At 45.5% G+C, this 24051-nt stretch carries 22 protein-coding genes and 1 tRNA gene; 11 read left to right on the forward strand and 12 right to left on the reverse strand.

Going from position 1 to position 24051, the window contains the following annotated elements:
* Positions 1 to 4: 4 nt before the first annotated feature.
* On the reverse strand, positions 5 to 1366 hold the full coding sequence (locus tag KNP87_RS10450; RefSeq protein ID WP_214721609.1) for a sensor histidine kinase: 1362 nt from the start codon (positions 1364 to 1366) through the stop codon (positions 5 to 7).
* Between the two features lie 160 nt (positions 1367 to 1526).
* On the opposite strand from KNP87_RS10450, the gene KNP87_RS10455 reads away from it, so the two are divergent.
* Positions 1527 to 2096, forward strand: a complete 570-nt coding sequence (locus KNP87_RS10455; protein WP_214721610.1) for a YdhK family protein — start codon at positions 1527 to 1529, stop codon at positions 2094 to 2096.
* Between the two features lie 40 nt (positions 2097 to 2136).
* Here KNP87_RS10455 and KNP87_RS10460 read toward each other — a convergent pair.
* Positions 2137 to 2209: transfer RNA gene (locus tag KNP87_RS10460), tRNA-Val, on the reverse strand.
* Between the two features lie 161 nt (positions 2210 to 2370).
* On the reverse strand, positions 2371 to 2997 hold the full coding sequence (locus tag KNP87_RS10465; protein ID WP_026833912.1) for a nitroreductase family protein: 627 nt from the start codon (positions 2995 to 2997) through the stop codon (positions 2371 to 2373).
* Positions 2998 to 3190: 193 nt separating this feature from the next.
* Here KNP87_RS10465 and yhfH point away from each other — a divergent pair, with 193 nt between their 5' ends.
* Positions 3191 to 3337 carry a protein YhfH gene (yhfH, locus tag KNP87_RS10470; protein ID WP_251135546.1) on the forward strand — a complete coding sequence of 49 codons (147 nt, stop codon included), beginning with the start codon at positions 3191 to 3193 and terminating at the stop codon, positions 3335 to 3337.
* Between the two features lie 110 nt (positions 3338 to 3447).
* Here the strand turns inward: yhfH and KNP87_RS10475 are convergent, their stop codons facing one another.
* Complete coding sequence (locus KNP87_RS10475) at positions 3448 to 4455, reverse strand: serine hydrolase domain-containing protein (protein ID WP_214721611.1); 1008 nt, start codon at positions 4453 to 4455, stop codon at positions 3448 to 3450.
* A 310-nt stretch (positions 4456 to 4765) separates the two neighbouring features.
* On the opposite strand from KNP87_RS10475, the gene KNP87_RS10480 reads away from it, so the two are divergent.
* The 3 genes from KNP87_RS10480 to KNP87_RS10490 all read left to right on the forward strand — a co-directional run bounded on the left by KNP87_RS10480 (position 4766) and on the right by KNP87_RS10490 (position 7276).
* Positions 4766 to 5614, forward strand: coding sequence for a polysaccharide deacetylase family protein (locus tag KNP87_RS10480; RefSeq protein WP_251135547.1), 849 nt, complete (start codon positions 4766 to 4768; stop codon positions 5612 to 5614).
* Positions 5615 to 5626: 12 nt separating this feature from the next.
* A complete protein-coding gene (locus tag KNP87_RS10485; protein WP_251135548.1) occupies positions 5627 to 6277 on the forward strand; it encodes a YkyA family protein in 651 nt (216 codons plus the stop codon).
* Positions 6278 to 6370: 93 nt separating this feature from the next.
* Positions 6371 to 7276 carry an EamA family transporter gene (locus KNP87_RS10490; protein ID WP_214721613.1) on the forward strand — a complete coding sequence of 302 codons (906 nt, stop codon included), beginning with the start codon at positions 6371 to 6373 and terminating at the stop codon, positions 7274 to 7276.
* Positions 7277 to 7304: 28 nt separating this feature from the next.
* Here KNP87_RS10490 and nagE read toward each other — a convergent pair whose 3' ends face one another.
* From nagE to KNP87_RS10505, 3 genes are all read right to left on the reverse strand, one after another.
* Positions 7305 to 8813: an N-acetylglucosamine-specific PTS transporter subunit IIBC gene (gene nagE / locus KNP87_RS10495; RefSeq protein WP_214721657.1), complete on the reverse strand. Its 1509-nt coding sequence runs from the start codon at positions 8811 to 8813 to the stop codon at positions 7305 to 7307.
* A 158-nt stretch (positions 8814 to 8971) separates the two neighbouring features.
* On the reverse strand, positions 8972 to 9169 hold the full coding sequence (locus tag KNP87_RS10500) for a CsbD family protein (RefSeq protein ID WP_214721614.1): 198 nt from the start codon (positions 9167 to 9169) through the stop codon (positions 8972 to 8974).
* Between the two features lie 99 nt (positions 9170 to 9268).
* A complete protein-coding gene (locus KNP87_RS10505; protein ID WP_214721615.1) occupies positions 9269 to 10471 on the reverse strand; it encodes an ornithine--oxo-acid transaminase in 1203 nt (400 codons plus the stop codon).
* Between the two features lie 170 nt (positions 10472 to 10641).
* On the opposite strand from KNP87_RS10505, the gene KNP87_RS10510 reads away from it, so the two are divergent.
* Positions 10642 to 12675 carry a sensor domain-containing protein gene (locus tag KNP87_RS10510; protein ID WP_214721616.1) on the forward strand — a complete coding sequence of 678 codons (2034 nt, stop codon included), beginning with the start codon at positions 10642 to 10644 and terminating at the stop codon, positions 12673 to 12675.
* A gap of 78 nt (positions 12676 to 12753) precedes the next feature.
* Here the strand turns inward: KNP87_RS10510 and KNP87_RS10515 are convergent, their stop codons facing one another.
* Complete coding sequence (locus KNP87_RS10515; RefSeq protein WP_214721658.1) at positions 12754 to 14151, reverse strand: basic amino acid/polyamine antiporter; 1398 nt, start codon at positions 14149 to 14151, stop codon at positions 12754 to 12756.
* A gap of 115 nt (positions 14152 to 14266) precedes the next feature.
* Here KNP87_RS10515 and KNP87_RS10520 point away from each other — a divergent pair, with 115 nt between their 5' ends.
* Positions 14267 to 14950 carry an MgtC/SapB family protein gene (locus KNP87_RS10520; protein ID WP_214721617.1) on the forward strand — a complete coding sequence of 228 codons (684 nt, stop codon included), beginning with the start codon at positions 14267 to 14269 and terminating at the stop codon, positions 14948 to 14950.
* Positions 14951 to 15059: 109 nt separating this feature from the next.
* Positions 15060 to 16694 (forward strand): peptide ABC transporter substrate-binding protein, encoded by a 1635-nt coding sequence (locus tag KNP87_RS10525; RefSeq protein ID WP_214721618.1) that lies wholly within the window; start codon positions 15060 to 15062, stop codon positions 16692 to 16694.
* Positions 16695 to 16780: 86 nt separating this feature from the next.
* Here the strand turns inward: KNP87_RS10525 and KNP87_RS10530 are convergent, their stop codons facing one another.
* A complete protein-coding gene (locus KNP87_RS10530; RefSeq protein WP_026833924.1) occupies positions 16781 to 17038 on the reverse strand; it encodes a hypothetical protein in 258 nt (85 codons plus the stop codon).
* 185 nt (positions 17039 to 17223) lie between these two features.
* Positions 17224 to 18954: an adenine deaminase gene (ade, locus tag KNP87_RS10535; protein ID WP_214721619.1), complete on the reverse strand. Its 1731-nt coding sequence runs from the start codon at positions 18952 to 18954 to the stop codon at positions 17224 to 17226.
* Between the two features lie 124 nt (positions 18955 to 19078).
* Between ade and KNP87_RS10540 the strand changes: the two genes are divergently transcribed.
* A complete protein-coding gene (locus tag KNP87_RS10540) occupies positions 19079 to 19618 on the forward strand; it encodes a gamma carbonic anhydrase family protein (protein WP_214721620.1) in 540 nt (179 codons plus the stop codon).
* 108 nt (positions 19619 to 19726) lie between these two features.
* Positions 19727 to 19924, forward strand: a complete 198-nt coding sequence (locus tag KNP87_RS10545) for a hypothetical protein (RefSeq protein WP_214721621.1) — start codon at positions 19727 to 19729, stop codon at positions 19922 to 19924.
* 161 nt (positions 19925 to 20085) lie between these two features.
* Here KNP87_RS10545 and KNP87_RS10550 read toward each other — a convergent pair whose 3' ends face one another.
* Positions 20086 to 21669, reverse strand: coding sequence for an ABC transporter permease/substrate-binding protein (locus KNP87_RS10550; protein WP_214721622.1), 1584 nt, complete (start codon positions 21667 to 21669; stop codon positions 20086 to 20088).
* Complete coding sequence (locus KNP87_RS10555) at positions 21666 to 22793, reverse strand: ABC transporter ATP-binding protein (protein WP_026833929.1); 1128 nt, start codon at positions 22791 to 22793, stop codon at positions 21666 to 21668. The genes KNP87_RS10550 and KNP87_RS10555 overlap by 4 nt, the downstream gene beginning before the upstream one ends.
* A gap of 206 nt (positions 22794 to 22999) precedes the next feature.
* On the opposite strand from KNP87_RS10555, the gene KNP87_RS10560 reads away from it, so the two are divergent.
* The gene (locus KNP87_RS10560) at positions 23000 to 24019 is read left to right on the forward strand and encodes a LysM peptidoglycan-binding domain-containing protein (protein WP_119923672.1); all 1020 of its coding nucleotides are present in this window, start codon (positions 23000 to 23002) and stop codon (positions 24017 to 24019) included.
* The last annotated feature ends 32 nt before the right edge of the window (positions 24020 to 24051 follow it).

The following is a 24051-nucleotide window of genomic DNA, read 5'->3' on the forward strand; positions in this document are numbered from 1 at the left end:
TTTTTCACGCCTTCCATTGAACTGTGACGCATGTCCCGGCATGCCATTCGCTTTTTATGTCGAGTGTCGCATCATGCGCTTGGACGATTGCCGTCGCAATCGTTAACCCGAGACCCGATCCACCATGGCTTCTGGAACGGGATGGTTCACTCCGGTACAATCGCTTTTTCACATGCGGCAACGCCTCTGCCGAAATTCCCATTCCCGTGTCCCTCACCAGAAAATATGCTCCAGCGGTATTTTTTCCGTACTCTACTTCAATTTGACCGACTTCCGTGTATTTCCGTGCGTTATCCAACAAATTTAACAGGACTTGACCAAGCCGGATTTTGTCTCCGATCACAGTTACAGGATGACCTGACACCACAAAACGCAGTCCCTTTTCTTCAATCGCCGGTCTCATTTTTTCGGCAATCGATAAAATCACCTCGTCAAGTGCAAGCGGCAAACGATCTATCGAAAATTGATTTTCGTCCAGACGAGCAAGTAACATCAATTGTTCGATCAGTTGGCTGAGGTGATTACTTTCTTCCTTGATAATGGACAGATACATTGTTTTTTCAGAGTCGGGCAAATCGGGACGACTCAAGATATCAGCGTACCCTTTGACATACGTCAGTGGCGTTCGCAATTCATGCGAGATGTGTGCTAAAAATTCTGTGCGTTCACGGTTTACGTAGTCGAGATCTTTTGCCAGTTGGGTAATGGATCGTGCCAATGCACCCAGTTCATCTGAACGCTCAATCGGTAAATCCACTTCCAGGTTTCCGTCCCTCAACTTTGCGGTCGCCCGTTCCATGTTAATGAGCGGTTTCGAGATTAAACGTGTACAGAGCGCTACAGTGACCAGTGATAGAAGAACCGCGATGATTCCTACCTGAATGAACTGTTGCTGCAACGGTTTGACGACTTGTTGAATCAATCTTTCAGGAGCAAACATAAAAACATGCCCGCGATGACTGCCCGCAACGGTGATCGGACTATCCGTCATCAAAAAGTTTCCATGCTCCGTCGGCGTCTGTAGCACTAAATCCTTTCGTTGATCTTGAAATTCAGTATGCGTCAATTCTGTTTTCATTTCTTCCGTTAAACGATTGGAAGATTTCAGGATTTTTCCCTTTTGATCGGTCACGACGACAGTAAATTCAGAAGCAGATTCCATTAAACTGACGTGATCGATTGTTTCTTGATCAAATGATTTCTCCAAAACGTCTCGATGCGTATTTCCGCGATTCAATAATCCGGACAACACTTCATCGGTACGTTGATTCACAAGATTCAAATACAACGTACTAAAAAGAATACTCCCTATCAGAAAGAGCGCTGTTAAAAACAGCAGACCGATGTAATGAGAAATATGCCGCATACTCCCCCTCCTTATCTTCCTTCTGCTAAGTATAAGGATTTTTGATTCGAAAATGTATGTCAGGACACAGGAAATACAAATCGTCACGCTTTCTGCACGGTTTTTGCACACGCAACGGGTATAGTCGTAATGTAATCAGATTCATACAGGAGGTAGACACATGAAGAAACAACTGTTTGTTACAACACTGGCTCTCACTGCCGTTTTAGGTCTCGGCGCTTGTGGAACCGACTCTGATTCCTCCGGTTCGCACGACATGCATGACGCCGATAAAAGCAGCTCACATGATGGAATGATGCATTCAAGTGACGGAAAAGTTCCAGAAGGAATCAAACAAGCTGAAAATCCGAAGTTCGAGGATAACAGTAAAGTCATTCTTGCCTCTGATCATATGCAAGGGATGGATGGTGCGAAAGGAACGGTCGTCGATGCCTTCGACACAACGGTCTATGCGGTCAGTTATACGCCAACGACCGGCGGAAAAAAAGTCACCAATCATAAATGGATCATCCAGGAAGAACTCGATCCTGTCCCTGCTTCGACTTTAAGTAAGGGAGACGACGTGACACTTGCCGCTGATCATATGAAAGGAATGGACGGTGCTGAAGCTACAATCGACAGTGCTGAACAGACGACAGTCTATATGGTTGATTTTAAGCCGACGTCGGGTGGAAAAACTGTTAAGAATCATAAATGGGTCACAGAGAATGAACTTCAGGCAAATAATTAAAAAAAGCCCGCTCATCAAAGGATGAACGGGCTTTTTGGTATGATTCTGACTGGGCTCGAACCAGCGACCTCTACCCTGTCAAGGTAGCGCTCTCCCAGCTGAGCTACAGAATCATGATGCAGTACGTTATGTACTTGCTAGGACATGTATTAATATAGCAAGAAACTAACAATCTGACAAGTACTTTTCTAAAAAAATATGAAAAAGAACGAGAAACGGGACTGAAGCATACCACGCATCAAGAAATACAGGCTTTTTTCAGTCCCGTCTCCTGTTATAAGATCGTTGTGACCTGATCAACCGGTAATCGGAGTGTCGGACGTTTTTTCGCATTTTCAACTGCTTTACCAACAGCAATCAACATGACGGGCACATAACGCTCATCCGTGATGAACGTATCCGTAAAGGCTTGATGGTTGAAGCCACCCATTGCGAGCGTCGATAATCCCTTCGCTTCCGCAACCAACATAAGTTGCATCGCAGCCAGGCTCGCATTCGACATCGCTGCATCCCGGGCGTAGGCTTCGCTTTGATAAGCTCCCTCTACTTGTCCTTTAATGGAATCAAACAGGTCTTCTGTCATTCCGCCCGCCTCGACTGCCGGTCCGTATACGGGATTGTAGTTCCGGTTTGCCTGCAGATCCCCGAGCACTGCAATGACGACTGAAGAGGAACTGACGGCCGGTTGATTATAAGCAATCGGAGCCAGTTGTTGTTTCGCTTCTTCTGAATGGAATGCTAAGAAATGCCAGTGTTGCAAGTTCCAGGCACTTGGTGCAGCTGTCGTCAATTCAATCAGTTCCTCGACTTCTGTTTGCGAAAGCGTAAAAGTTTCGTCGTAATGACGAACTGATCGGCGTTCTGTCAAAAGTGATAGTGTTTCGGTTAATGTTTGATTCATGATAATCCCCCTTAAAATACATCTGTTTACTTTGTTATCGTATCATCCTCTGTGTCAGCTGTCATATGACAAGACTTGTTTAACTGCCCTCTGTTATAAAACAATAATTGACATTAACAGACTGTACTAGTACAATAAAATTATTCAAGTGCTACCCACTGACACAACGAGGACTAAGAGGAGGAATATAATCATGGAACAACCCCTGTATCAAGAGACGTCTCCAGAATTTTACCGCCAACTTCCCGTCAAAACCTGTTCACATTGCGGAAAAGAAATGGACGAACAGTGTGAATCGTATAAAACAGAGTGCGATGAGTGTGCAGTAACGGAACATTAAGAGGGATAGCACGAAAAAGAAGAGCGGACGCCACGATGCGTCCGCTCTTCTTTTTTCTATGTGCGAATGATGAATCGTTTAATTTTTCACTACGGACAACTGTTTGATGATTAATGGAATGTAAAGGTCTCCGAAGCCAGATTGCTGAATTCACGCAGATAATGCAGATAGTTGCTGCCGCCGTAGTTATACCGTTTGTTGTACATCCTCACTACAACAAGTTGTTGTTCTGGTACGACAAGTAAAAGTGGACCTGTGTTTCCAAGAATTTGATAAGCCCCCTTTTGCACATGTTCTCCGATCTCACTTCTGTCCTTTGCTTCGTCTTGTACATACCAAAACAATCCATTGTCGGGAAGTCGTGCATCCTCATACTGCAGATTTTGAATGGATGTACAAAGTCGAATGACTTCTTCCGGGACTACTTGAATCCCTTGATGTCGTCCCATATTCAGGTGCAGGTTTCCCCATATGGCCAATTCTCTTGCGGTGGTATGCAGATTTGAACCTATTCCGTCAGCAAAAGGATAAAGCTGAAAATCTGCCGCATGTTCAGGATCATCGATGACTTTAACTAAAGTGTCCGAAACCGCCGTCGACCATTCGGTGTACTTAAACCCTAACGGAACAAAAATCCGCTCTTCTAACAGTCGAGGGAAATCATACCCATAAAGATGCTTAAAAAGTTCGGTCATGATTTTGACATTGATTCCACGATAGGCCCACCCTTCACCAGCAGCAAACTCCCTGTAAATTGATCCGTCAGCTCGTTCATTCAATCCATGCGAATGTGTGACCAGATGGCGAATGGTCGTACCTTGAACGACCCCCGTATCATACGTATTCAAATAGTGTGAGATCAAATCGTCAAGACTGTGGATTTTCTTTTCATACAAGGCGAAGCCGATGGCGAATGCCAGGTAACTTTTACGGGCGGAAGCGATATTGAACATGGAATTTACATGAATCGGGCTCGAGTTCTCATTGGAATGAAACCCTTCATAATGCTCAAGAATAATGTTGTCATGCTGCATGACAAGCAACGCAGCGGCACTACTGTGATTCCGATCCTTGATCTCACTTACATACGAAATGAGCTGACGGTATGACGCTTGCAAATGAACAACGCTCCTTTCCGATTCTTAATCAAGTATTCTCTCTCCTCGTCGTACTTCCTCTACATGTCTTGATAGTGCCGATCTGTAAAATAACGACACCAATTCGTCTGATTTGTGATGCGACACCTCACATGAATGCCGATCCATCGATCCTGTTTTCATACAGAAAAACACCCTTCTTCTATTTAAAATGAGTTTTTTCAAAAAACAGACCTCCCAGTCATCTTTTTGTAATATTTTTGTTACAAATGAAATAGACAAAATGTTACAGTTAACTCATAAGATTTTCCGCAAAGGAGCTCAGACATCGATGGACTCATACAACTCAGGTAATCCAATCGGACTTGGTCCAAGACAACGTAAACAAAAACGAAAATATCTTGCGAAGCTTTTTATTTTTCTAGCCCTTCTGTTACTTCCGATCGGCGGTTATGTCATTTATCAATACCTCAGTTCAAACCAACAGCAAACTGCCGTAAAGTCCGTGCAGTCATTAAGTGAGGTCCCGGTTGCAAATCTCGACAAAGCGCGTGTCGAAAAATGGAACGGCATTACCAAAAAAGTGGCTTACCTGACTTTTGAAGATGGTCCGACAGCATTGACGTCAGATATTTTACAGTCCTTAAAGGAACAAAACGCCAAAGCAACGTTCTTTTTGATCGGTCCTAACATCGATCAGCAACCGGAAGTGGTGCGTACGATGTCAAATGACGGTCACTACATCGGATTACACAGTGAAACGCACGACTACGATACGTTATATGAAAAGAAGCAATATGTTCCCGAAATGTTGCGTGTTCAAAAACAAATCAAGCAACTGACCAGTAAAACGCCTGTCCTTACACGTCCGCCGTACGGCTCGTCTCCCGGGATCACCAAATCAATTGCGAAAGAAATGGAACAATCAAATCTTCGGGTCTGGGACTGGTCAATCGATTCAATGGATTGGTACTACAAGGACAGCGCCAAGGAAGTTGCTAAAACAGTCATTGATCGGGCGGAAGATCCCGTCGAAATCATCCTGTTACACGAACAACCGCAAACGTTGCGCGCATTACCGGCAATCATTGCAGGTCTCAAGAAAAAAGGTTATCAATTCTCGATTTATGATGAAGACTTCCATATTCCCTATAATTTTGCGAAATACCCAAATCTGTAAGGAGCTACGATAATGAAAAAACGGATGTTTTTAGCTAGTGGTTTGACCGGTCTCAGCATCCTTCTACTCAGTGCATGTTCGACTGATCCGGCTTCCTCGATTTACGACCGGTTAGAAGATCAAGCTCAGCTCGAACAAAAAGCGGAAACCATCGCAGAACAACGAACACGACAAGATGAAGTTTCTGTTAACACGTATCAGGCAGTGTTAGAGGCTGGAGCCGACGACATCAAACGTGCTCAAAATGAACGTGATGAATTGTCTGCTTTGAATCAAGAACGGGTTGATCTATTAAAACAAGAACAAAAAGTCCGGAGCCGTGCGTTCGAAGAGTTCGATCGACAGGAATTGGCGGATGAAATAGCGACCTTACCGGCTGCTGCCAAAAAAGATGGGACGGCGTTACTGGACATTTTTGATCAGCGAAAAAAAGCCTTTAATACCTTTTTGAAACGTTACGAAGCGGCGATCGCCTCTGAAAAGAAAGTGCTTTCCTACTTGACCGAAAAACCAAATTTCGTTAAGATTGATGAAGCAACAGCCGATTTAAACCGGACTTCTCGTCAAGCGACAGACGCTTTAAAGACGTTTAATCAATTGACAGTCCGTTACAATGAATTAAAGCCGACCTTTTATGACAAGGCTGGACTCAACATTAAATAACTCACACAGGTTGCAACCAAACCCTGTCCAAAAAACCTGGACAAGGCCCCGTTGCAACCTTTTTTGTGCGTTCTAAAACATGGAGGAATCTGTATGAACCGTTCAAAAGCAACACTTTTTGTCCTAATCGGCGCCATCAGTTACGGCGTCTTATCGACCATTGTCAAGCTGGCTTACAGCGCTGGTTTCGACTCTGCCGCTGTTTCCGGCAGTCAGTTCTTTTTTGGCTGGCTGATGATTTTCATCTTAGCCTTATTGACCAAAAATTTACGATTGTCTCCCGCTACTGCGTTTACCTTGATGGCAATCGGGATTTCCAGCGGAACCACCGGATATCTGTATTATCAAAGTCTGCAAACCGTTTCCGCTTCTGTCGCCATTATCCTGCTGTTCCAATTCACATGGATTGGAGTCGTCATTGATTCACTTCTGACAAGACGTCTTCCGTCACGTCCGCATTTCCTATCCGCCCTATTGTTGATTGGCGGAGCTATCTTAGCCAGTGCCGCTTATTCCAGTGCCCTTGATCTTCGGGGAACGTTGTTCGGACTCGGCGCGGCTGTCAGTTTCTCGATCTTCCTGCTCGCAAGCGGTCGTGTCGCGAATCACGTCCCGGTCATCAAAAAGAGCTTTTACATGATGACGGGCGGTTTATTGTTTGTGATGATCATGTATCCACCGACGACGTTCTTAACGACAGCGAACTTTGAACAGGGATTGATTTGGTACGCTCTCCCACTCGGCCTCTTTGCTTTAGTTTTGCCGCCACTGCTGTTTGCTGCCGGAGCACCTCACCTCAGTCCGGCAAGTGTTTCGTTGCTCGGCGCAGCGGAACTGCCGACAGCGGTCATCTGTTCAGTCCTGATTTTAGGGGAACACCTCGCGGCTTCACAATGGATCGGGATCGTCATCATCCTGATCGGGATCTTTTATCCCATCTATGTCAGCAGCCTCAAGCAAGCCAACACGTCCGGCCAACGCCAAAACGACCTTTCCTGACGAATCAGGAAAGGCCGTTTTTTTATGATCATTTTTGTCGTTTCATGGCATCTGCGACAAATTCAACATCCGTACCAATGATGATCTGGACATTTTTCGCCCCCATCTTCATGACACCTTTCGCACCCGCTGCTTTGATTGCCGCTTCGTCGATGATGCTTGCATCTTTTACTTGTAGACGAAGACGTGTCGCACAGTTATCAATCGCCGTCACGTTCTCCGTCCCTTGTAACCCTGCAAAAATCCGGGCTGCTTGTTGCTCGTACTTATCATCCGAAACGTCTGCTACAAGTCCGGCGTCTGTGACGAGCGTCTCATCTTCACGACCTGGTGTCTTCAGATCAAACTTCGTGATCATGAAGTAGAACAGGAAGTAGTAGATGACCGCGAACGCGAGACCAACCAGAAGTAACAATAACGGTTTCGTTGCGATTCCAAAGTTTAAGACATAATCGATGAATCCTGCCGAGAAGGAGAAGCCGTGCAGAATACCGAGCAGGTTGACGACCGCCATCGAAACCCCTGTCAAGACCGCATGGATGACATACAGCACAGGTGACAAGAACATGAATGAAAACTCGATCGGCTCTGTGATTCCCGTTAAGAACGACGTTAATCCCAAACCAATCATTGCCCCTGCGACTGCTTTCCGGTTCTCTTTGCGGGCAGCCATGACCATGGCTGCTGCCGCTGCCGGCAAGGCAAACATCATGATCGGGAAAAAGCCGGCTTGATAGATTCCAGCTGTCGGATCGCCTGCGAAGAAGCGGGCAATATCCCCGTTCGCAATTGTTCCGTCTGCTTTTTCATACGAACCAAAAACAAACCAGAAAATATTATTTAAGACATGGTGCAGACCAACAGGAATCAACAGACGGTTGAAGAAACCAAACAGTGCGGCTCCACCTGCTCCGAGGCTGACCATCCACTCTCCTGCATTGTTAATGCCGTCTTCAATGAACGGCCATAAGTAACCGAAGATAAACGCCAAGACCAACATCGCTGCTGATGTGACGATCGGAACGAAACGACGTCCACCAAAGAAAGCCAACCAATCCGGTAATTTGATATTATAGAACCGGTTGTATAACAGTCCGGCGACGATACCGGCAATGATTCCGCCGAAGACGGCCATGTTGACCATCGAACCTAACGTCGCCTGATTCGCAATGGACGTCAAGGTGGCTCCGTCGACTTTGGTCGAGGAATCATTGACAATGGCGGCAATCGCGTCATACTTTGCCTGAATCTGGGCATCCGAATAATCCTTGTTCATGGAGTCGACACCGGTCTTTAAAACCAAGTAACCGACGGCTCCGGCTAAACCGGCTGCCCCGCTTGCGTCAATCGATAAACCGATCGCTACACCAATCGCAAAAATCAGCGGAAGGTTATCAAAGATCGCTCCGCCGGCTGCCACCATCAGCGGAATGTCCAACATATCCGCTGAACCAAGTCGAAGGACAATTCCTGCGGCCGGTAGAACGGCGATCGGTAGCATTAACGCTTTACCGATTCGTTGTAAAAACTGCAACATATACTTCATCCTTTCTAAATAAAAACAAATAATGACATGACGATGAAAACGCTTTAACACTTATTATTATTCCACATACACATCTAAATGACTAGACCTTTATACAAATTTTTAAAATAAAAAAAGATCCCTTGTGTAAGGGACCTTGTACGTATCAATTAACGACGGTTTGTATCGTCAAGATTTTGTTGAACGTTCCCGACTGTTTTTTTCGCGTCGCCTTTAAATTGATCTTTTTTACCTTCGCGTTCTGTTGATTTATCTCCTGTTGCTTTCCCAAGCGCTTCTTTCGCTTTACCGGCAACTTTATCAACTAGACCATCGACTTTTTTGTTTAATCCGCTATCGTTTGACATATTCATTACCCCCTATTTTTTAACCGCATAATAGTATGTTCCCAGATCAGACAGAATCAAACCTAAAACTCCCTGCAGTTTCCTGCAGAGAGTTTGTTTTTATTGGGCGACGGAAATGCCAAGCACTTGTTCAATTCGTTCAAATGCCCAATCCAATTCTTCTTTTGTAATGACGAGTGGTGGTGCAAATCGGATGACCGTATCGTGTGTTTCTTTACACAGCAATCCTTTTTCTTTTAACGCTTCACAATACGGACGCGCCGCTTCCGTCAACTCGACGCCGATAAACAAACCACGTCCCCGGACATCCTTGATTAACGGATTATCGATTTCTTTCAGACGGTTCATGAAATACGTTCCCAGTTCTAATGAACGTTCCGGTAATTTCTCTTCTTCCAATACTTCCAGTGAAGCGACGGATACCGCACAAGCCAACGGATTACCACCAAAGGTTGAACCGTGTGATCCCGGATTAAACACATTCAGGATATCGCGATTCGCAGCAACACAAGAAATCGGGAACACACCACCACCAAGTGCCTTACCTAAGATATACATATCAGGTGTGACTTCATCCCAGTCGGATGCGAACCATTTTCCTGAGCGACCGAGCCCCGATTGAATTTCATCTGAGACGAGCAATACATTGTGTTCCTTACAGACATCTTGTGCGTCTTTTAGGAATCCTTCATACGGAATCAGAATTCCTGCTTCACCTTGGATCGGTTCGACGATGAAGGCCGCTGTATTTTCTGTGATTGCCCCTTTTAAAGCTTCGAGATCGCCGTACGGAATCGTTTTGATGCCCGGTAAGAGTGGACCGAAACCACGTTGATACTCCGCTTCTGTCGACATCGAGACCGCTGTCATCGTCCGTCCGTGGAAATTTCCCTCACAGACGATGATTTCTGCATCACCCGGGATTTGTTTGACTTCATATGCCCAGCGGCGCGACGCCTTGACTGCCGTTTCGACAGCCTCTGCCCCTGTATTCATCGGTAACACCATGTCTTTGCCAGTCAATTGTGCCACTTTTTCATAGAAAAACCCTAGCTGATCGTTATGGAACGCACGTGATGTCAGCGTAATTTTATCCGCTTGACGTTTTAAGGCATCGATGATTTTTGGATGACGGTGTCCTTGGTTGACCGCTGAATAGGCACTGAGCATATCCATATACTGTCGTCCTTCCGGATCTTTGACAAAGACCCCTTCGGCTTCCGAAATGACGATTGGAAGCGGATGATAATTGTGTGCTCCGAACTTCTCTGTTTGTGTGATGATTTTTTCTGTTTGGTTCATAAATAATTCCCCCTTCACTTAGAAAACGCTTTCAAAATGATTATAACAGATTATCACGAATAATCTTCAATCGAAATACAGGATTTCTTTGCTTGAGAATTGAATATATTGGGAATAGACAAGACAAGTGAACCGTCAACTCGGATAACTAAAAGGAGTGTGCGCCTGTAATGGATCGTTCGACCATTGATTCCTATGAGATCGTCATGCAAGGATTTCCTTTACCCGCATTCATTTTAAACGTGGATTTAACCGTCCATTCGTGGAATGAAGCCGCTGAATCCTTCTGGGGGTGGAAGGCTGAAGATATTTTAGGTCTCACGATTCCTCTCGTTGAACCAGAAGATGCCGCTTTCAGTCAACAAATTTGGCACTCTTTTTTGGAGCGCCGTCAAACCATCCAACTTTCTAATACGACTTTCTTGCACAAATCAGGGGAACGCACGACATCGACATTGGTTGTCTCGCCCCTGTTTGACGCACAAGATCAAATATCCGGTGCCTTCTTCTGTAACCTTCCTACCTCTAATGCGTCATTAGGAAGTAAACCCTTGTTTCAAGGATTGATGGACTTGCGTTACGCGTTTGATCAGATTGCCTGTGTGCTTGTTTTTGATGCGCGTGGAACGATCAAGTATTCCAATGCTAACATGACAGATGTAACCGGATTTTGTCCCCGGATGTTGCTCGACCAGCCGTGGACGAAATTATTAAATCCTTCAGCAGAGGCGGTAGCGGAAATCCGTTCGCAAATTAAGAACAGAAAAGCCTGGTCAGGTAAATTACCGCTTCAAACCAATGACACGGGTGAAAAGATTTTACAGGCGACACTAATCCCGATTTATGATGTGAACGGTGTCCGTTTCCAACATATCTTCATCGGAACCGACATCACAGAAACCGAACAACTCGAACAAGAACTTGATTTTCTTGTCCATCACAATGAGATGACGCATCTGTTAAATCGGCGCGGTTTTCTTCGCGAAGGGGATGCTCTGTTTACACACGCGACGGAGACGGATCCGATTGCTCTCATTTTATTTGATATCGACCGCTTTAAAGTCATCAATGATTCGTTCGGGACGCATGTAGGTGATCAACTGCTTCAATCGCTTGCGACCCGCCTTTCTCAACATGCGGAACGGATGTTGACCTTCCATCCGACAAGTGACTTGTTTGGATTACTCGTTACCGTGACAGATCGTAACTCTTTATTTCAATACGCTCGGAAATTACAACAGATTTTACAACGTCCCTATTACATCAATGGACATTCCTTGATTATTTCGTGTACGTTCGGCATCACGGTTTATCCGTCTCAAGCAAAATCACTGGAAGATTTATATCGCCGTTCTGAAATGGCGTTATATTCCGGGAAAACGGTCGGCACCGGAACGATTCAATATCTGACTCACGAAATGGACGAACAGTTCACACGAAAACTTCAGCTCGAACGGTCACTTTTTACCGCACTCGAAGATGAAGCATTACACCTGGCTTACCAACCAATCATCAATTTAAAAACCAAACATGTTGATGGATTTGAAGCCTTACTGCGTTGGGATCACAAAGCACTTGGTAGCATCCCGCCTGATGAATTCATCCCCCTTGCTGAAGAAGCGGCTTTGATTACGCCGATTAACAACTGGGTCGTACTCGAGGCGTGTGATCAATTGGCCAAGTGGCATCAACAGATTTCACCTGACTTGACGATGGCCATCAATATTTCACCTCACCAGTTCCAAAGCGACTCTTTTGTCCGGACATTGCAACATGTCGTGGCTGAGAAAAAAATTCATCCGCGGTTTGTCACTCTGGAGATGACGGAGAACATCGCCATTCTCCAAACGCAGCGGACCATCGAACGGATGCAATTGATCAAATCATTGGGTTTCCGCCTGTCAATTGATGATTTCGGGACAGGTTACTCTTCCTTACAGTATCTTCGGGCGTTCCCGATTGATGAACTCAAGATTGATAAAGTGTTTATCGACGGCATCGACTTAGGTGAAAACGGTTTGTTGGATTCAATCATCCAGCTTGGTCGGAACTTGAACTTGAACCTTGTCGCTGAAGGCGTCGAGACGTCAAGTGCTCTGCACTATTTAGAAAAGACGGATTGCCAGCAAATGCAGGGCTTCATCTTCGCAGAGCCGTTATCCGCCGACGAAGTGGCCGCCCGGTTCGGTGACGCGGCGCAATAAAATCGTGTTCCTTCAGCAAACAGATTAACGCCCTCAACCGTATTGGATGAGGGCGTTCGTTAGTATTTTTCGATTGCGTCACAATTGAATTTGTCCACCGACCATCCCGTAGACGGCAACTGCTGCTAAAATCACGAGTACACCGCTGGCAATAAGTTCGTAACGCGACATACCGCCGCGTTTTTGTTCCCGCTCGGCCATCAAATAAGCAATGATACCCGGCGCATAGACGAGAGCTGCGATCACGATATACCAGATCCCGGAAGCATAGACCAACCAAAGGGAATACAACGCGGCAATCGTTGAGAAAATCAGCATTTTTTTGTTGCGCTCGGCTTTTGAGAAGCGAACGCTGTAGATGGCTGACAACAAGTAAGGCAACAAGGCACAAATACCGGCAATGCTCGACAGAACCAGATAGGTTTGAGCCGAGAACAAGGCGATGCCCGCCACGAGTTGCGTCGCGATTTGTGTAATCAACAAGGCACCGACCGGCGCCCCTTTCCGATTGGTTTTCGCGAAGAATTTCGGAAACGCACCATCTTTCGCCACCAAATAAGAAATTTCAGAAGCAAGAATCGTCCAACCTAACAAGGCGCCTGACAAGGAAATGATTAACCCGATCATGATCAACGTCGCACCAAACGGGCCGATTGCCGCTTCCAACACATACGCCATCGTCGGTTCTTGCAGACCCGCCAATTGTCCTTGACTCAAGACACCAAGCGACAAGACAGAAATTAAGATATAGATGACGAGTACACCGACAAGTCCCATGACCGTCGCCTTTCCGACATCACTCCGTTTTTTCGCGCGCGTCGACAGGACGACCGCTCCTTCGATTCCGACGAAAGCCCACAGCGTGACGAGCATCGTGCCTTTGACTTGTGTAAAGATGCTCCCAAGCTCCGTTCCTTCTCCCCAAAAATCGAGATTAAACGTCTTCACATTAAAGGCGATCGCAACCAACAGGATGAAAATCAAGATCGGCACCAGTTTTGCGATTGTCGTGATTAAATTGACAAGTGTCGCTTCCTTAATCCCACTGGAGACGATAAAGAATAATCCCAAGACGACGACAACGCTCATCGCCAGTAAAAATAAACGATTTTCCGATGAGAAAATCGGGAAAAAGTAACTGAGTGCATTAAAGACTAACGTAATGTTGGCGACCGTCCCGATCCAAGCCGATACCCAGTATCCCCAGGCACTGTTGAAACCGATAAAACGCCCGAATCCTTCACGCGCATACGCGTAGATTCCACCCTCCAGTTCCGGTTTGCTGTTCGCAAGGTGTTGAAACACAAGTGCCAACATGATCATTCCAAGACCGGTGATACTCCACCCGATTAAGATGGGACCCGCACTTGCTTTTTGAGCCATTGCTCCCGGGAGGTTAAAGGCACCTCCACCGACCATCGAGCCGATAACCATGGCAGCCAGTGCAAAAAAGCCAATTTTTTGTTGATTCATTATCAAACACGTCCTTTTAATTCTGTATATCTATTCATATCAAACGTATATTCATTCGAAAGACACAAAATTCATTATAACAAAATCAGAACTAATGTAAAGAAAGGATTTGTTCATCATGAATTGGATCCATTCGTTCCAACTGGAAGATTTCTTAAAATTAATGATTGCTGCAGTATTTGGAATCATCATCGGTTTTGAACGTGAAATTAAAAATAAGCCAGTTGGTATACGTACTAGCCTCGTAATTACCCTGATCAGTTGCCTGTTAACCATCGTTTCCATTAAATCTGTAGTTCTTTACAGCACGATTGCTCCGAACGTTCAAATGGACCCGATGCGACTTGTCGCTCAAGTCGTCGCCGGAATCGGTTTTATTGGAGCAGGAGTGATTTTAAGACGTCCGCACGATATCGTCAGCGGCCTGACTACAGCGGCCATCATCTGGGCTTCAAGCGGAATCGGAATTGCTGTAGGCGCAGGATTCATCTTAGAAGCAACATTCTTAGTCCTATTTCTATTTTTTTCTTTAGAAGGCATCACTTGGATCATGAAACGTTTCAACAATAGTCGCTTCGAAGCAAATGTGATTGTTGCTCACTTGACGTTATCAAACAAAACGGACGCCCAACAGATTAAAGAAGCTTTGGAACAACAAGGTATTCGCATTACGAACATCCGGTTACGCGGTCATCCGCAACAGCTGACATTACGGATGTATTCCCCTCATAAATTAACGATTTTCATACTTTATGACTACTTGAAATCACTCGGAATTGAGCATATAGACCTTGATCAATAAGAATTGTCAGAAAATTTGTGTTGCATTTTCATTCGTTTTCACTTAAATTTACATTATGTTCACACTTTTCTGAAATTATTTTAAATTAAATCGGGGGGTCATCTTTCAAATGAAGAAACACACTAAGATCGCTTTCGCTGGTTTATCCAGCGCGGCGTTGCTCGCAGTAGCAGCTTGTGGCCAAGGTAATGAATCAGATGGAAATTCTTCTTCATCAAAAGAGAAGAAACAAGAAGTGACACTCGTCTCGACGACGGATGTCCCACAACTTGATCCAACAAAAACTACAGACTCGACATCCATCATCGTCACAAACAACGTCTTTGAAGGGCTGTACCGTCTCGATGGAGAAAATAAACCGACTCCAGGTATCGCGGAAAGTGTTGAAGTATCCGATGATAAGAAAACTTATACATTCAAACTCCGGAAAGATGCGAAATGGTCGGATGGTTCGGCTGTTACGGCGGACGATTTCATCTATTCTTGGAAACGCGCCCTCAACCCAGAAACAGGAGCTGAGTATGCGTACATCCTTCAAGATTTGAAAAATGCCAACAAAATCTTAGCCGGTGAAGCGGAACTGGATTCACTTGGTGTCAAAAAAGTTGACGATCAAACACTCGAAGTTCAACTGGAAGCTCCAGCACCTTATTTCCTAGGCTTAACAAGCTTCCCTACTTACTTACCGCTGAAGCAATCATTTGTTGAAGACAAAGGTGATAAGTTCGCAACGAACGTCGAATCGATGATCTTCAACGGACCATTCATCCTCGATAAATGGCAGTCAAACGCAGGATGGACATACAAAAAGAACCCGGATTACTGGGATAAAGCAAACGTTAAAATGGAAAAAATCGATGTGAAGGTCGTCAAGGAAATCTCGACTGGCGTTAACTTGTTCGAGTCAAAAGACGTCGACTTCGCCCCGATCACTTCGGAATTCGTTTCGCAGTACGAGCAGTCGGAAGATTATAAGACACGTCCGGATGCTCGGATCAACTTCCTGCGTTTCAACCAGAAAAATAAAGCGCTCAAAAACGAAAACATCCGAAAAGCGTTGGCACTCGGTTTTGAGAAACAAGGCATCACGGATGTCATCTTAAACGATGGTTCAAAACCTGCGAACTTTATCGTTGCCAAAGACTTTACGTTCACACCGGACGGTGAAGACTTCCGTGAAAAATATCCGGATCTTCAGAGCTTTGATGCAACCGAAGCGAAAAAAGCTTGGGATGCCGGCTTAAAAGAACTTGGTGTCAAAACAGTCGAAGTGGACATGTTGTCACGTGACGAAGATGCCTTCAAAAAGGTTTCTGAGTTCTTAAAAGGTGACCTTGAGAAGAACTTACCGGGTCTGACAATCAACATCAAACAACAGCCGTTCAAAAACTTCTTGGATCTTGAGGCGAAAGGAGATTACGATATCTCAGCTGCCGGTTGGGGACCTGACTACCAGGATCCAATGACGTTCCTCGATATGTGGTTAACGGACGGAAGCTTTAACCGGATGGAGTATTCGAACAAAGAGTTCGACAAGATGATCAAAGATGCGAAAGCGGAGCCAGATGAAGCGAAACGTTGGTCGACTCTCCAGGAAGCTGAAAAGATGCTCTTAGCAGACGACTATGCGATTGCGCCAATCTACCAAAAAGGTGAAGCGTACTTGCAACGGGCGAACATCGACAAATTATACCGTCACCCATTCGGAGCAGATATGAGCTTCAAATGGATGGAAGTTAAATAAGAGGATTTCTGCCGGTAATCGAGGTCTCCTTGATTACCGGTTTTTCTATACAACAAAGACCCCTTCTGCCGGAGCCGTCGGGGTCTTTACTGTGCGATTTGTTTGTAAAACTCGATTTCTTCCCGCTGTCCTTCTTCGACGGCGCGGAAAAATTCGGCAAAGAATGCGTACAAGACGGTGCGTTCCTGATAGGTCGGACCCGCTTGGCGAATGACCGAAAACGCAAGATTACGCAACTGACGTTTCGTCCGGCGATTCGTCGGTAACTCATGGAACCGATCGATAAAGGAACGGTAAACATCAGAAATCAGCTGTTCGTGACCTTCAAAATATGACTTATCCATTAAATCTGTCCTTTCCTAATCATTAGTTTCTATACTCTTCTTTACGAAAATAGTCGCTGAAGGTTTCAAAAAATCAGCGCTTTTCATCAAGATGATAAGACCTACTATAACAAGGATCAAATAATGATTCAACCGGAAAACTATTAAGAAAAGGTAAAGTCCAGTCGATGGACTTTACCTATGAATCAAGCTTGAACGGAAATATGTTGGAACGTCTTCACATCAAACAACCCACTGTCCGTCAATTTCAAATTCGGAATGACCGGCAAGCAAAGAAACGACATCGTCAAGTAAGGATTAAACGAACGATCTGCTTCGAGAACATCAAGCGCGTCGTTCAGCGCTTCGAGTGTGTCGCCGACTTCCTGGAATGGTCGACTCGTCATCAAGCCGGCAATCTCAAGCGGCAGCTCCGCCAAGATATCTGTTCCATTCACCGCGATGACGCCTCCTCCTGCTTTGACAAGACGTTCCGCAGCCAGTTTCATCTCGGCATCAGACGTCCCCACTACGACGAGGTTATGCGAGTCATGGGCAACGGTTGCGGCAATCGCCCCACGCTTCATACCAAAACCTTTGACGATGCCGACTGCCGAAAAATTGGTCGCATTATGGCGTTCGATGACAGCAATCTTCAACAAGTCCTGTTCGGGCACAGCGACGAATTTTCCGTCCTGTAAGGGTACATCTAAAATCAAATGTTCAGTGACGATACTTTTGGGAATGATTCCGATGACATGTGCCCGCGCTTCTTCCAAAACCAACTCAAACACAGTGTCGGTAATCGGCTTTGTTTTCAGTTCCCCACGCAGTGTGGATGGAACAAGTTTCTTTTCAGATGCAATAATCGTTTTCCCGTTCCGCACAACCTGTTGGCCTTTGACGAATACTTCAGTGATTGTCACTTGATCGGCATCACTTAAAATGACGTAGTCGGCACGACGACCCGGTACGATGGCTCCCCGGTCGTTTAGTTGATACGCGTTGGCGGCATGAAGAGAAGCCATCGCATAGGCGGTTTCCCGTTTGATGCCATGCTTGATGGCATAGCGGATATTATAGTCGATCGTTCCTTCGCGTAACGTATCGTCGAGATGTTTATCGTCCGTACAAAATAAAAATCGACTCGCATTACTTTCTGTAACGGCGTCGAGCACCTCTTTTAGATTCCGGGCAGCTGATCCTTCTCGTACTTCGACGTACAACCCACGACGCGCGCGTTCAATCGCATCCTGCTTACTGACGGACTCATGATCCGTCCGGATGCCGGCGACACCGTAGATGTTCAATTCACGTGCTCCGAGTCCTGCGGCATGCCCATCCACCAGTTTACCGGCGGCTTCAATCTGTTCAATTTTTTTCAGCATATCCGCATCAGCCCGTTCGACTGCCGGATAATCCATGACTTCCCCCAAACCATGCACACCGGGATGATGAAGGAACGGCTCAAGTGATTTAGCATCAAGTGACGCGCCTGCGTGCTCAAATGAAGTCGCGGGCACACAGCTTGGTAACATCATCCGGACGTCCAGCGCCAGTCCTTCCGCATCGTCTAACATGAATTGCAGACCGTCCGCCCCCTTCACGTTCGCAATCTCATGCGGGTCTGCGATGACGGTCGTCACACCGAGCGGTAAAATCGCCTGTTCATATTCACTTGGTGTTACCATTGACGATTCGATATGGACATGTCCATCGATGAAACTTGGCGCGATAAACTTTCCGCTCCCGTCGATTGTCTCCAGCCCTTCATATCCGTCGCCGACGGCAACAATGTAGCCGGAATCCACTGCGACATCCGCCTGATAGGTTTCACGCGTCATCACATCGATGACTTGAATGCCTTGATAGACGACCGCTGCTTTTTCTTTTTTTGCAGCAATCGCGATAAGTCGTGCCCGAACTGTTTGATCCATCCTGTTTCCTCCTGTTGTGAACGGTATTTTTACCATCTTACAATTAGTGTGTAAGCAGTTGCAATTTATTTTTCGACAAGTCAAGATGAAAACGTACATTTAAAAGTGAAAGCGAGGAATCCACATGAAATATCGTGTAGGTCAACTTGTCCCGAACGTCGATTCGAGTGTCTATGTAGCCGACGGGGCAAAAGTCATCGGTGAAGTCGAGATCGGGAAAGATTCAACGGTTTGGTTCAATACGGTCATCCGTGGCGACGAAGGACCGATCACCATCGGCGAACGCGTCAATATTCAGGATGGATCGATGATTCACCAGTATGAAGGGTACCCGACCATTATTGAAAATGATGTCACGATTGGGCATATGGCGATGATTCACGGCGGGATTATCCGTCAGGGTGCTTTAATCGGTATGTCCGCAACGATTCTCGATGAAGCCGAAATCGGGAGCGGGTCGTTTGTCGCTGCCGGAAGCGTCGTTCCTCCGAAGATGATCATCCCGCCAAACTCAATGGTCATGGGGGTACCGGCTAAAGTCGTACGCGAAATCAATGACCATGACCGGTTTATCATGGAACGGACCATTCGAAAATATGTGAAACGTGGACAACAGTACGCTGCGGAATGTGAGCCGATTCAAGAAGATTTGACGACATTGTGAAAACGCTTACAAAGTTCGCCTGTTTTTAACAATTCCCTGCTACATGGTTTACATCCATCGATTACACTACAGGTGTAAGACATGAATCGAGACTGAGGGGGATTTGAAATGACTCCATTATTCGAAGAACGGTTAATGGTTGAGCTGTTTTCATCGACGAACAATCCAAGTTACGGTTTACCTACTTTACTGGAACAGGAAACAGATTGGTTGACGGAAGAGCTTCAAGCACGTATCATTAGTGATGCCGAGCAAAAATCCTTGAGCTTAGGAACAATTCAATCAAGAGAGGAAGAACTTGTATGATCCAGCAAAGTACAGTTCGCGCTTGGCTCGCTAGTCGAATCAAAAAATAATGATCTAATCAGGATTACCTATTTTCCAAACCGATATAGCGCGTCAGCGCGCATAACAAAGAGCCGAAGCGGATTCCCGCCTCGGCTCTCTTTTTTAAATTTTTCTCTTTTTTACTTTTTAATGAGACCTTCTTCAATCAAGAAGTCACGTGCGACATCTTCCGGACGTTCTTTTTCGACATCCGCTTTAAAGTTCAGTTCTTGCATCTTTTCATCTGTGATTTTATCCTTCAACAGATTCAAGACTTCTTTCAGTTCCGGATGCTCTTCCAGTGTTTCTTGACGCACAATCGGGACTGCATAGTACGGTGGGAAAAACTCCTTATCATCCTCAAGGACCGTTAAATCAAATTTCTTCAACAAGCCGTCGGTCGAGAAACTATCGATGACATTTGTTTTTCCATTGGTTAACGCAGTATAACGAAGACCACCGTCAACCGGTTGAACATCTTGGAAATTCATATCAGGATATTGCTCTTTCAATCCGAGGTATCCATCTTCACGGTTCGCAAATTCGATCGTCGATCCGAGGATAAGACGATTACTGACCGCTGCCATATCGGATACCGTTTTTAAGTCATACTTTTCAATATCTTCTTTTGTCATTGCTAATGCATACGTGTTATTAAAACCAATTGAATCGAGAACATCGACCTGACTTTTCTCAGGAATCATTTTGCTGACCTTTTCATAAACGGCGTTCGGATCCGTCTCGACATCTTGTTTCAAGACATCAATCAACAACGTGCCTGTATACTCGACATAGGCATCAATCTCACCCGTTTCTAAAGCGCCGTAGGCAACTTTCGTCCCACCTAGATTGAGTTGGCGTTCGACTTCGAGATCGGTTTTCTCCTCAATCAAGTCTGCCAGCATGTTTCCTAAAATCAATTGTTCCGTAAAGTTTTTTGACCCGATGACAATCTTATCGGTTTTTAAGAACGAGTACGCGACCGTTCCGCCAATCAACAGGAAAATGATACTCACAATCGCAATTTTCTTTCCGGATGACATCGCTTTCCGGCGTTTACGGGCTTTATTTTTAATTCGACCGTCTGCCAGCTGAATTCCGTTTGGCGCAACAGAATATTCGATTCGACTGACGATGAAGTCGATCGCAAGGGCTAAGATACCGGCAGGAATTGCTCCGGCAAGGATTTGGTTGTTATCGACAGTTTGGATACCCGAGAAGACGAGATAACCGAGTCCACCGGCACCGATGAAGGCAGAAATCGTCATCAGACCAACAGCCGTCACGGCGGAGATCCGAATTCCAGCCATCATGATGGGTAAAGCAAGCGGAATTTGAACCTTTCCTAAAACTTGGCGTTCAGTCAGCCCGATTCCTTTTGCTGCTTCAAGCATATCTCCTGGAATGCTTGATAAACCAGTGTACGTATTTTTGACAATCGGGAGAAGTGAATACAAGACGACCATGATGATCGCTGGTGTTGAACCGATCCCGATGAACGGAATCAAGAATCCGAGTAACGCAAGACTCGGAACAGCTTGGACAACACTCGTCAACGCAAGTACGGGTTTGGCAAACCGTTGATACCGTGTGATCAAAATCCCAATCGGAATCCCTAAGACAACAGCAATGACGACAGCAAATACGGTCAGTTGTAAGTGTTCGAGTAAGAGGTCAAAAATCTGACCGGTATTGTTTTGTACATAATCAAAAAATCCATTCATTGTGCTTCCTCCTCCTGAATGAACTGCTCACTCAAGACGGAAAGTAAGCTACTTCTTGTAATCAGTCCACGTAATTGACCGGCTTTATTGGTGACCGGCAGATAACCTGTTTCTTCATGGTTCATGACTTCCAACACATCCAGTAACGAATCCTGCTCATCAACCGCTACAAGTTCCCCTTCCATGACGTCTTCAATCCGAATCCCTTTATCCGGTGCCGTTTGAATATTCTTCAATTTGACGATTCCTTGCAAAATCCGGTCACGGTCCGTAATCAACAGACTATCGACCTTCCGTCCACGCATGATTTCAATGCCTTGCAACAGCGTACGCTTCCCGCTGATTGAGACAGGATCTTCAATCATGATGTCTTCTGCTTTGATGAACGCCGGACTGCTCCAAATCTTATTTTTTCCAATAAATGATTCGACGTATTCATCTTTAGGGTGACGCAGGATTTCTTCCGGTGTATCGAATTGAACGATTTCCCCATCACGCATGATACAAATCCGATCAGCTAATTTAATCGCTTCATCCATATCGTGGGTGACGAATACAATCGTTTTTTTCACTTCTTCTTGGAGATTAAATAACTCTTCTTGGAGGTCATTGCGGGTTACGGGGTCAAGGGCACTGAACGGTTCATCCATTAAGATGACGTCCGGATCATTCATCAACGCCCGGGCAAAACCGACACGTTGCTGTTGGCCACCACTGAGTTCACTCGGATAACGATCAATAAATTGTTTTGGATCGAGACCAACCATCTGAAGTAACTCTTCCGTCCGGAGGTCCATCTGATCATGATCTTTCCCTTCAAGACCGGCAATCAATTGAATGTTTTCCCGAACCGTCATATGCGGGAATAAACCCGTTTGTTGAATGACGTATCCCATGTGACGACGTAATTCAATCGTATCGGTTTTCATGATGTCTTTTCCGTTCACTAAAATCGTACCTGATGAAGGTTCAATCAATCGGTTGATCATTTTAAGAGACGTTGTTTTTCCACAACCACTGGGTCCGATGAAGACGACCAGTTCGCCCTCTTTAATTTCGAGGGTCAAGCCTTTTAAGACAACGTTATCTTTAAACTGCTTCCCAACGTTTTTAAATTCAATCATCCATATTCCACTCCTTTTACTATTTCCATATACCATGTTTTCCCTGTTCATTTCATGATTAAACAATTATTTTATTTTTTTCAGTTTGAACCCGTAAAAAATCGGGAATTATTTCCCTCTTTTTTAATTTTTTTGCTGAGAAAGGGTAATAGATAAGTAGAGGCAGACGAGGCAGAGTCATCCGAGAAAAAGGAGGCGAACTACACATGCACAGCAAGTGGATTCGGATCATCATGATTGTGTTAATGTCGCTTTTTCCTTTCTTCAGTTATGGTTTGACAGCAGATGCAGCGAGTTCGACATTTGTCACGAAAGGATCGACGACGAGTAAAGTCGTCGCACTGACGTTTGATGACGGTTCAGATGGTGGCAATATCACGAAGATTCTCAGTATCTTAAAAAGTAACAACGTCAAAGCAACCTTCTTCTTGACCGGCGCAGGGGCGAACAATCACCCTCAACTGATCAAAAACATTGCGACCGCCACCCCGACGCATCAACTCGGGAATCACTCTTACACGCACCCCGATTTTACGAAGTTAACTGCATCACAGATGACAAGCGAATTGTCCAAAACCGAGACATTGATCAAATCACTGACCGGCCGGACGACTAAACCGATTTTCCGTGCGCCGTTTGGTGCCAGCAACAGTGCCGTCCTCGCTGCCGTCGGAAATGCCGGTTACACCAAAACGATTCAATGGAACATCGACACGACAGACTGGAAAGGCATCAGTTCGACCGCCATCCTGGCGCGTGTCGTGCCGAACGTCGTACCTGGCTCAATCGTCTTGATGCACACCGGTGTAGGGGCGCCGGGTACTCCAGTTGCTCTCCCTTCTATGATTTCGCAACTTAAAGCGAAGGGCTACAAATTCGTCACGATTTCTGAATTACTGCAACTTCCTCCAAGCGGCAGTAAAACCTATACCGTTAAATCAGGTGATACCCTGTACAAAATTGCTAATCTATACAATGTCAGCGTTTCAGCTCTTGCGAAAGCCAACAATATCACGAACTATAATCTGATTAACGTTGGTCAAGTTCTCGTCATCCCGGGCACTACACCTCCACCTGCGACCGTCACTTATACGGTGAAGGCTGGAGATACGTTATATTCCATCGCAACGAAATATGGTGTCACCGTTACCGCTCTCGCCAGTGCCAACAAAATCACCAATGTCAATTTGATTTCGGTGGGACAAGTCCTTGTCATTCCGAAATAACTAAAAAACACCTTCGTCCGTTAAAGACGAAG

This window comes from Exiguobacterium sp. s192, assembly GCF_018618795.1.
GTDB lineage: Bacteria > Bacillota > Bacilli > Exiguobacteriales > Exiguobacteriaceae > Exiguobacterium_A > Exiguobacterium_A undae.

What these genes read in the sequence shown, in the direction of transcription:
- KNP87_RS10505 (WP_214721615.1), bottom strand. Translation starts at nt 10,471, where the DNA reads ATGAACCAAACAGAAAAAATCATCACACAAACAGAGAAGTTCGGAGCA.
- KNP87_RS10510 (WP_214721616.1), top strand. Translation starts at nt 10,642, where the DNA reads ATGGATCGTTCGACCATTGATTCCTATGAGATCGTCATGCAAGGATTT.
- KNP87_RS10490 (WP_214721613.1), top strand. Translation starts at nt 6,371, where the DNA reads ATGAACCGTTCAAAAGCAACACTTTTTGTCCTAATCGGCGCCATCAGT.
- KNP87_RS10550 (WP_214721622.1), bottom strand. Translation starts at nt 21,669, where the DNA reads ATGAATGGATTTTTTGATTATGTACAAAACAATACCGGTCAGATTTTT.
- KNP87_RS10480 (WP_251135547.1), top strand. Translation starts at nt 4,766, where the DNA reads ATGGACTCATACAACTCAGGTAATCCAATCGGACTTGGTCCAAGACAA.
- KNP87_RS10545 (WP_214721621.1), top strand. Translation starts at nt 19,727, where the DNA reads ATGACTCCATTATTCGAAGAACGGTTAATGGTTGAGCTGTTTTCATCG.
- KNP87_RS10525 (WP_214721618.1), top strand. Translation starts at nt 15,060, where the DNA reads ATGAAGAAACACACTAAGATCGCTTTCGCTGGTTTATCCAGCGCGGCG.
- yhfH (WP_251135546.1), top strand. Translation starts at nt 3,191, where the DNA reads ATGGAACAACCCCTGTATCAAGAGACGTCTCCAGAATTTTACCGCCAA.
- KNP87_RS10500 (WP_214721614.1), bottom strand. Translation starts at nt 9,169, where the DNA reads ATGTCAAACGATAGCGGATTAAACAAAAAAGTCGATGGTCTAGTTGAT.
- KNP87_RS10530 (WP_026833924.1), bottom strand. Translation starts at nt 17,038, where the DNA reads ATGGATAAGTCATATTTTGAAGGTCACGAACAGCTGATTTCTGATGTT.
- nagE (WP_214721657.1), bottom strand. Translation starts at nt 8,813, where the DNA reads ATGTTGCAGTTTTTACAACGAATCGGTAAAGCGTTAATGCTACCGATC.
- KNP87_RS10455 (WP_214721610.1), top strand. Translation starts at nt 1,527, where the DNA reads ATGAAGAAACAACTGTTTGTTACAACACTGGCTCTCACTGCCGTTTTA.
- KNP87_RS10555 (WP_026833929.1), bottom strand. Translation starts at nt 22,793, where the DNA reads ATGATTGAATTTAAAAACGTTGGGAAGCAGTTTAAAGATAACGTTGTC.
- KNP87_RS10450 (WP_214721609.1), bottom strand. Translation starts at nt 1,366, where the DNA reads ATGCGGCATATTTCTCATTACATCGGTCTGCTGTTTTTAACAGCGCTC.
- KNP87_RS10465 (WP_026833912.1), bottom strand. Translation starts at nt 2,997, where the DNA reads ATGAATCAAACATTAACCGAAACACTATCACTTTTGACAGAACGCCGA.
- KNP87_RS10485 (WP_251135548.1), top strand. Translation starts at nt 5,627, where the DNA reads ATGAAAAAACGGATGTTTTTAGCTAGTGGTTTGACCGGTCTCAGCATC.
- KNP87_RS10540 (WP_214721620.1), top strand. Translation starts at nt 19,079, where the DNA reads ATGAAATATCGTGTAGGTCAACTTGTCCCGAACGTCGATTCGAGTGTC.
- KNP87_RS10520 (WP_214721617.1), top strand. Translation starts at nt 14,267, where the DNA reads ATGAATTGGATCCATTCGTTCCAACTGGAAGATTTCTTAAAATTAATG.
- ade (WP_214721619.1), bottom strand. Translation starts at nt 18,954, where the DNA reads ATGGATCAAACAGTTCGGGCACGACTTATCGCGATTGCTGCAAAAAAA.
- KNP87_RS10560 (WP_119923672.1), top strand. Translation starts at nt 23,000, where the DNA reads ATGCACAGCAAGTGGATTCGGATCATCATGATTGTGTTAATGTCGCTT.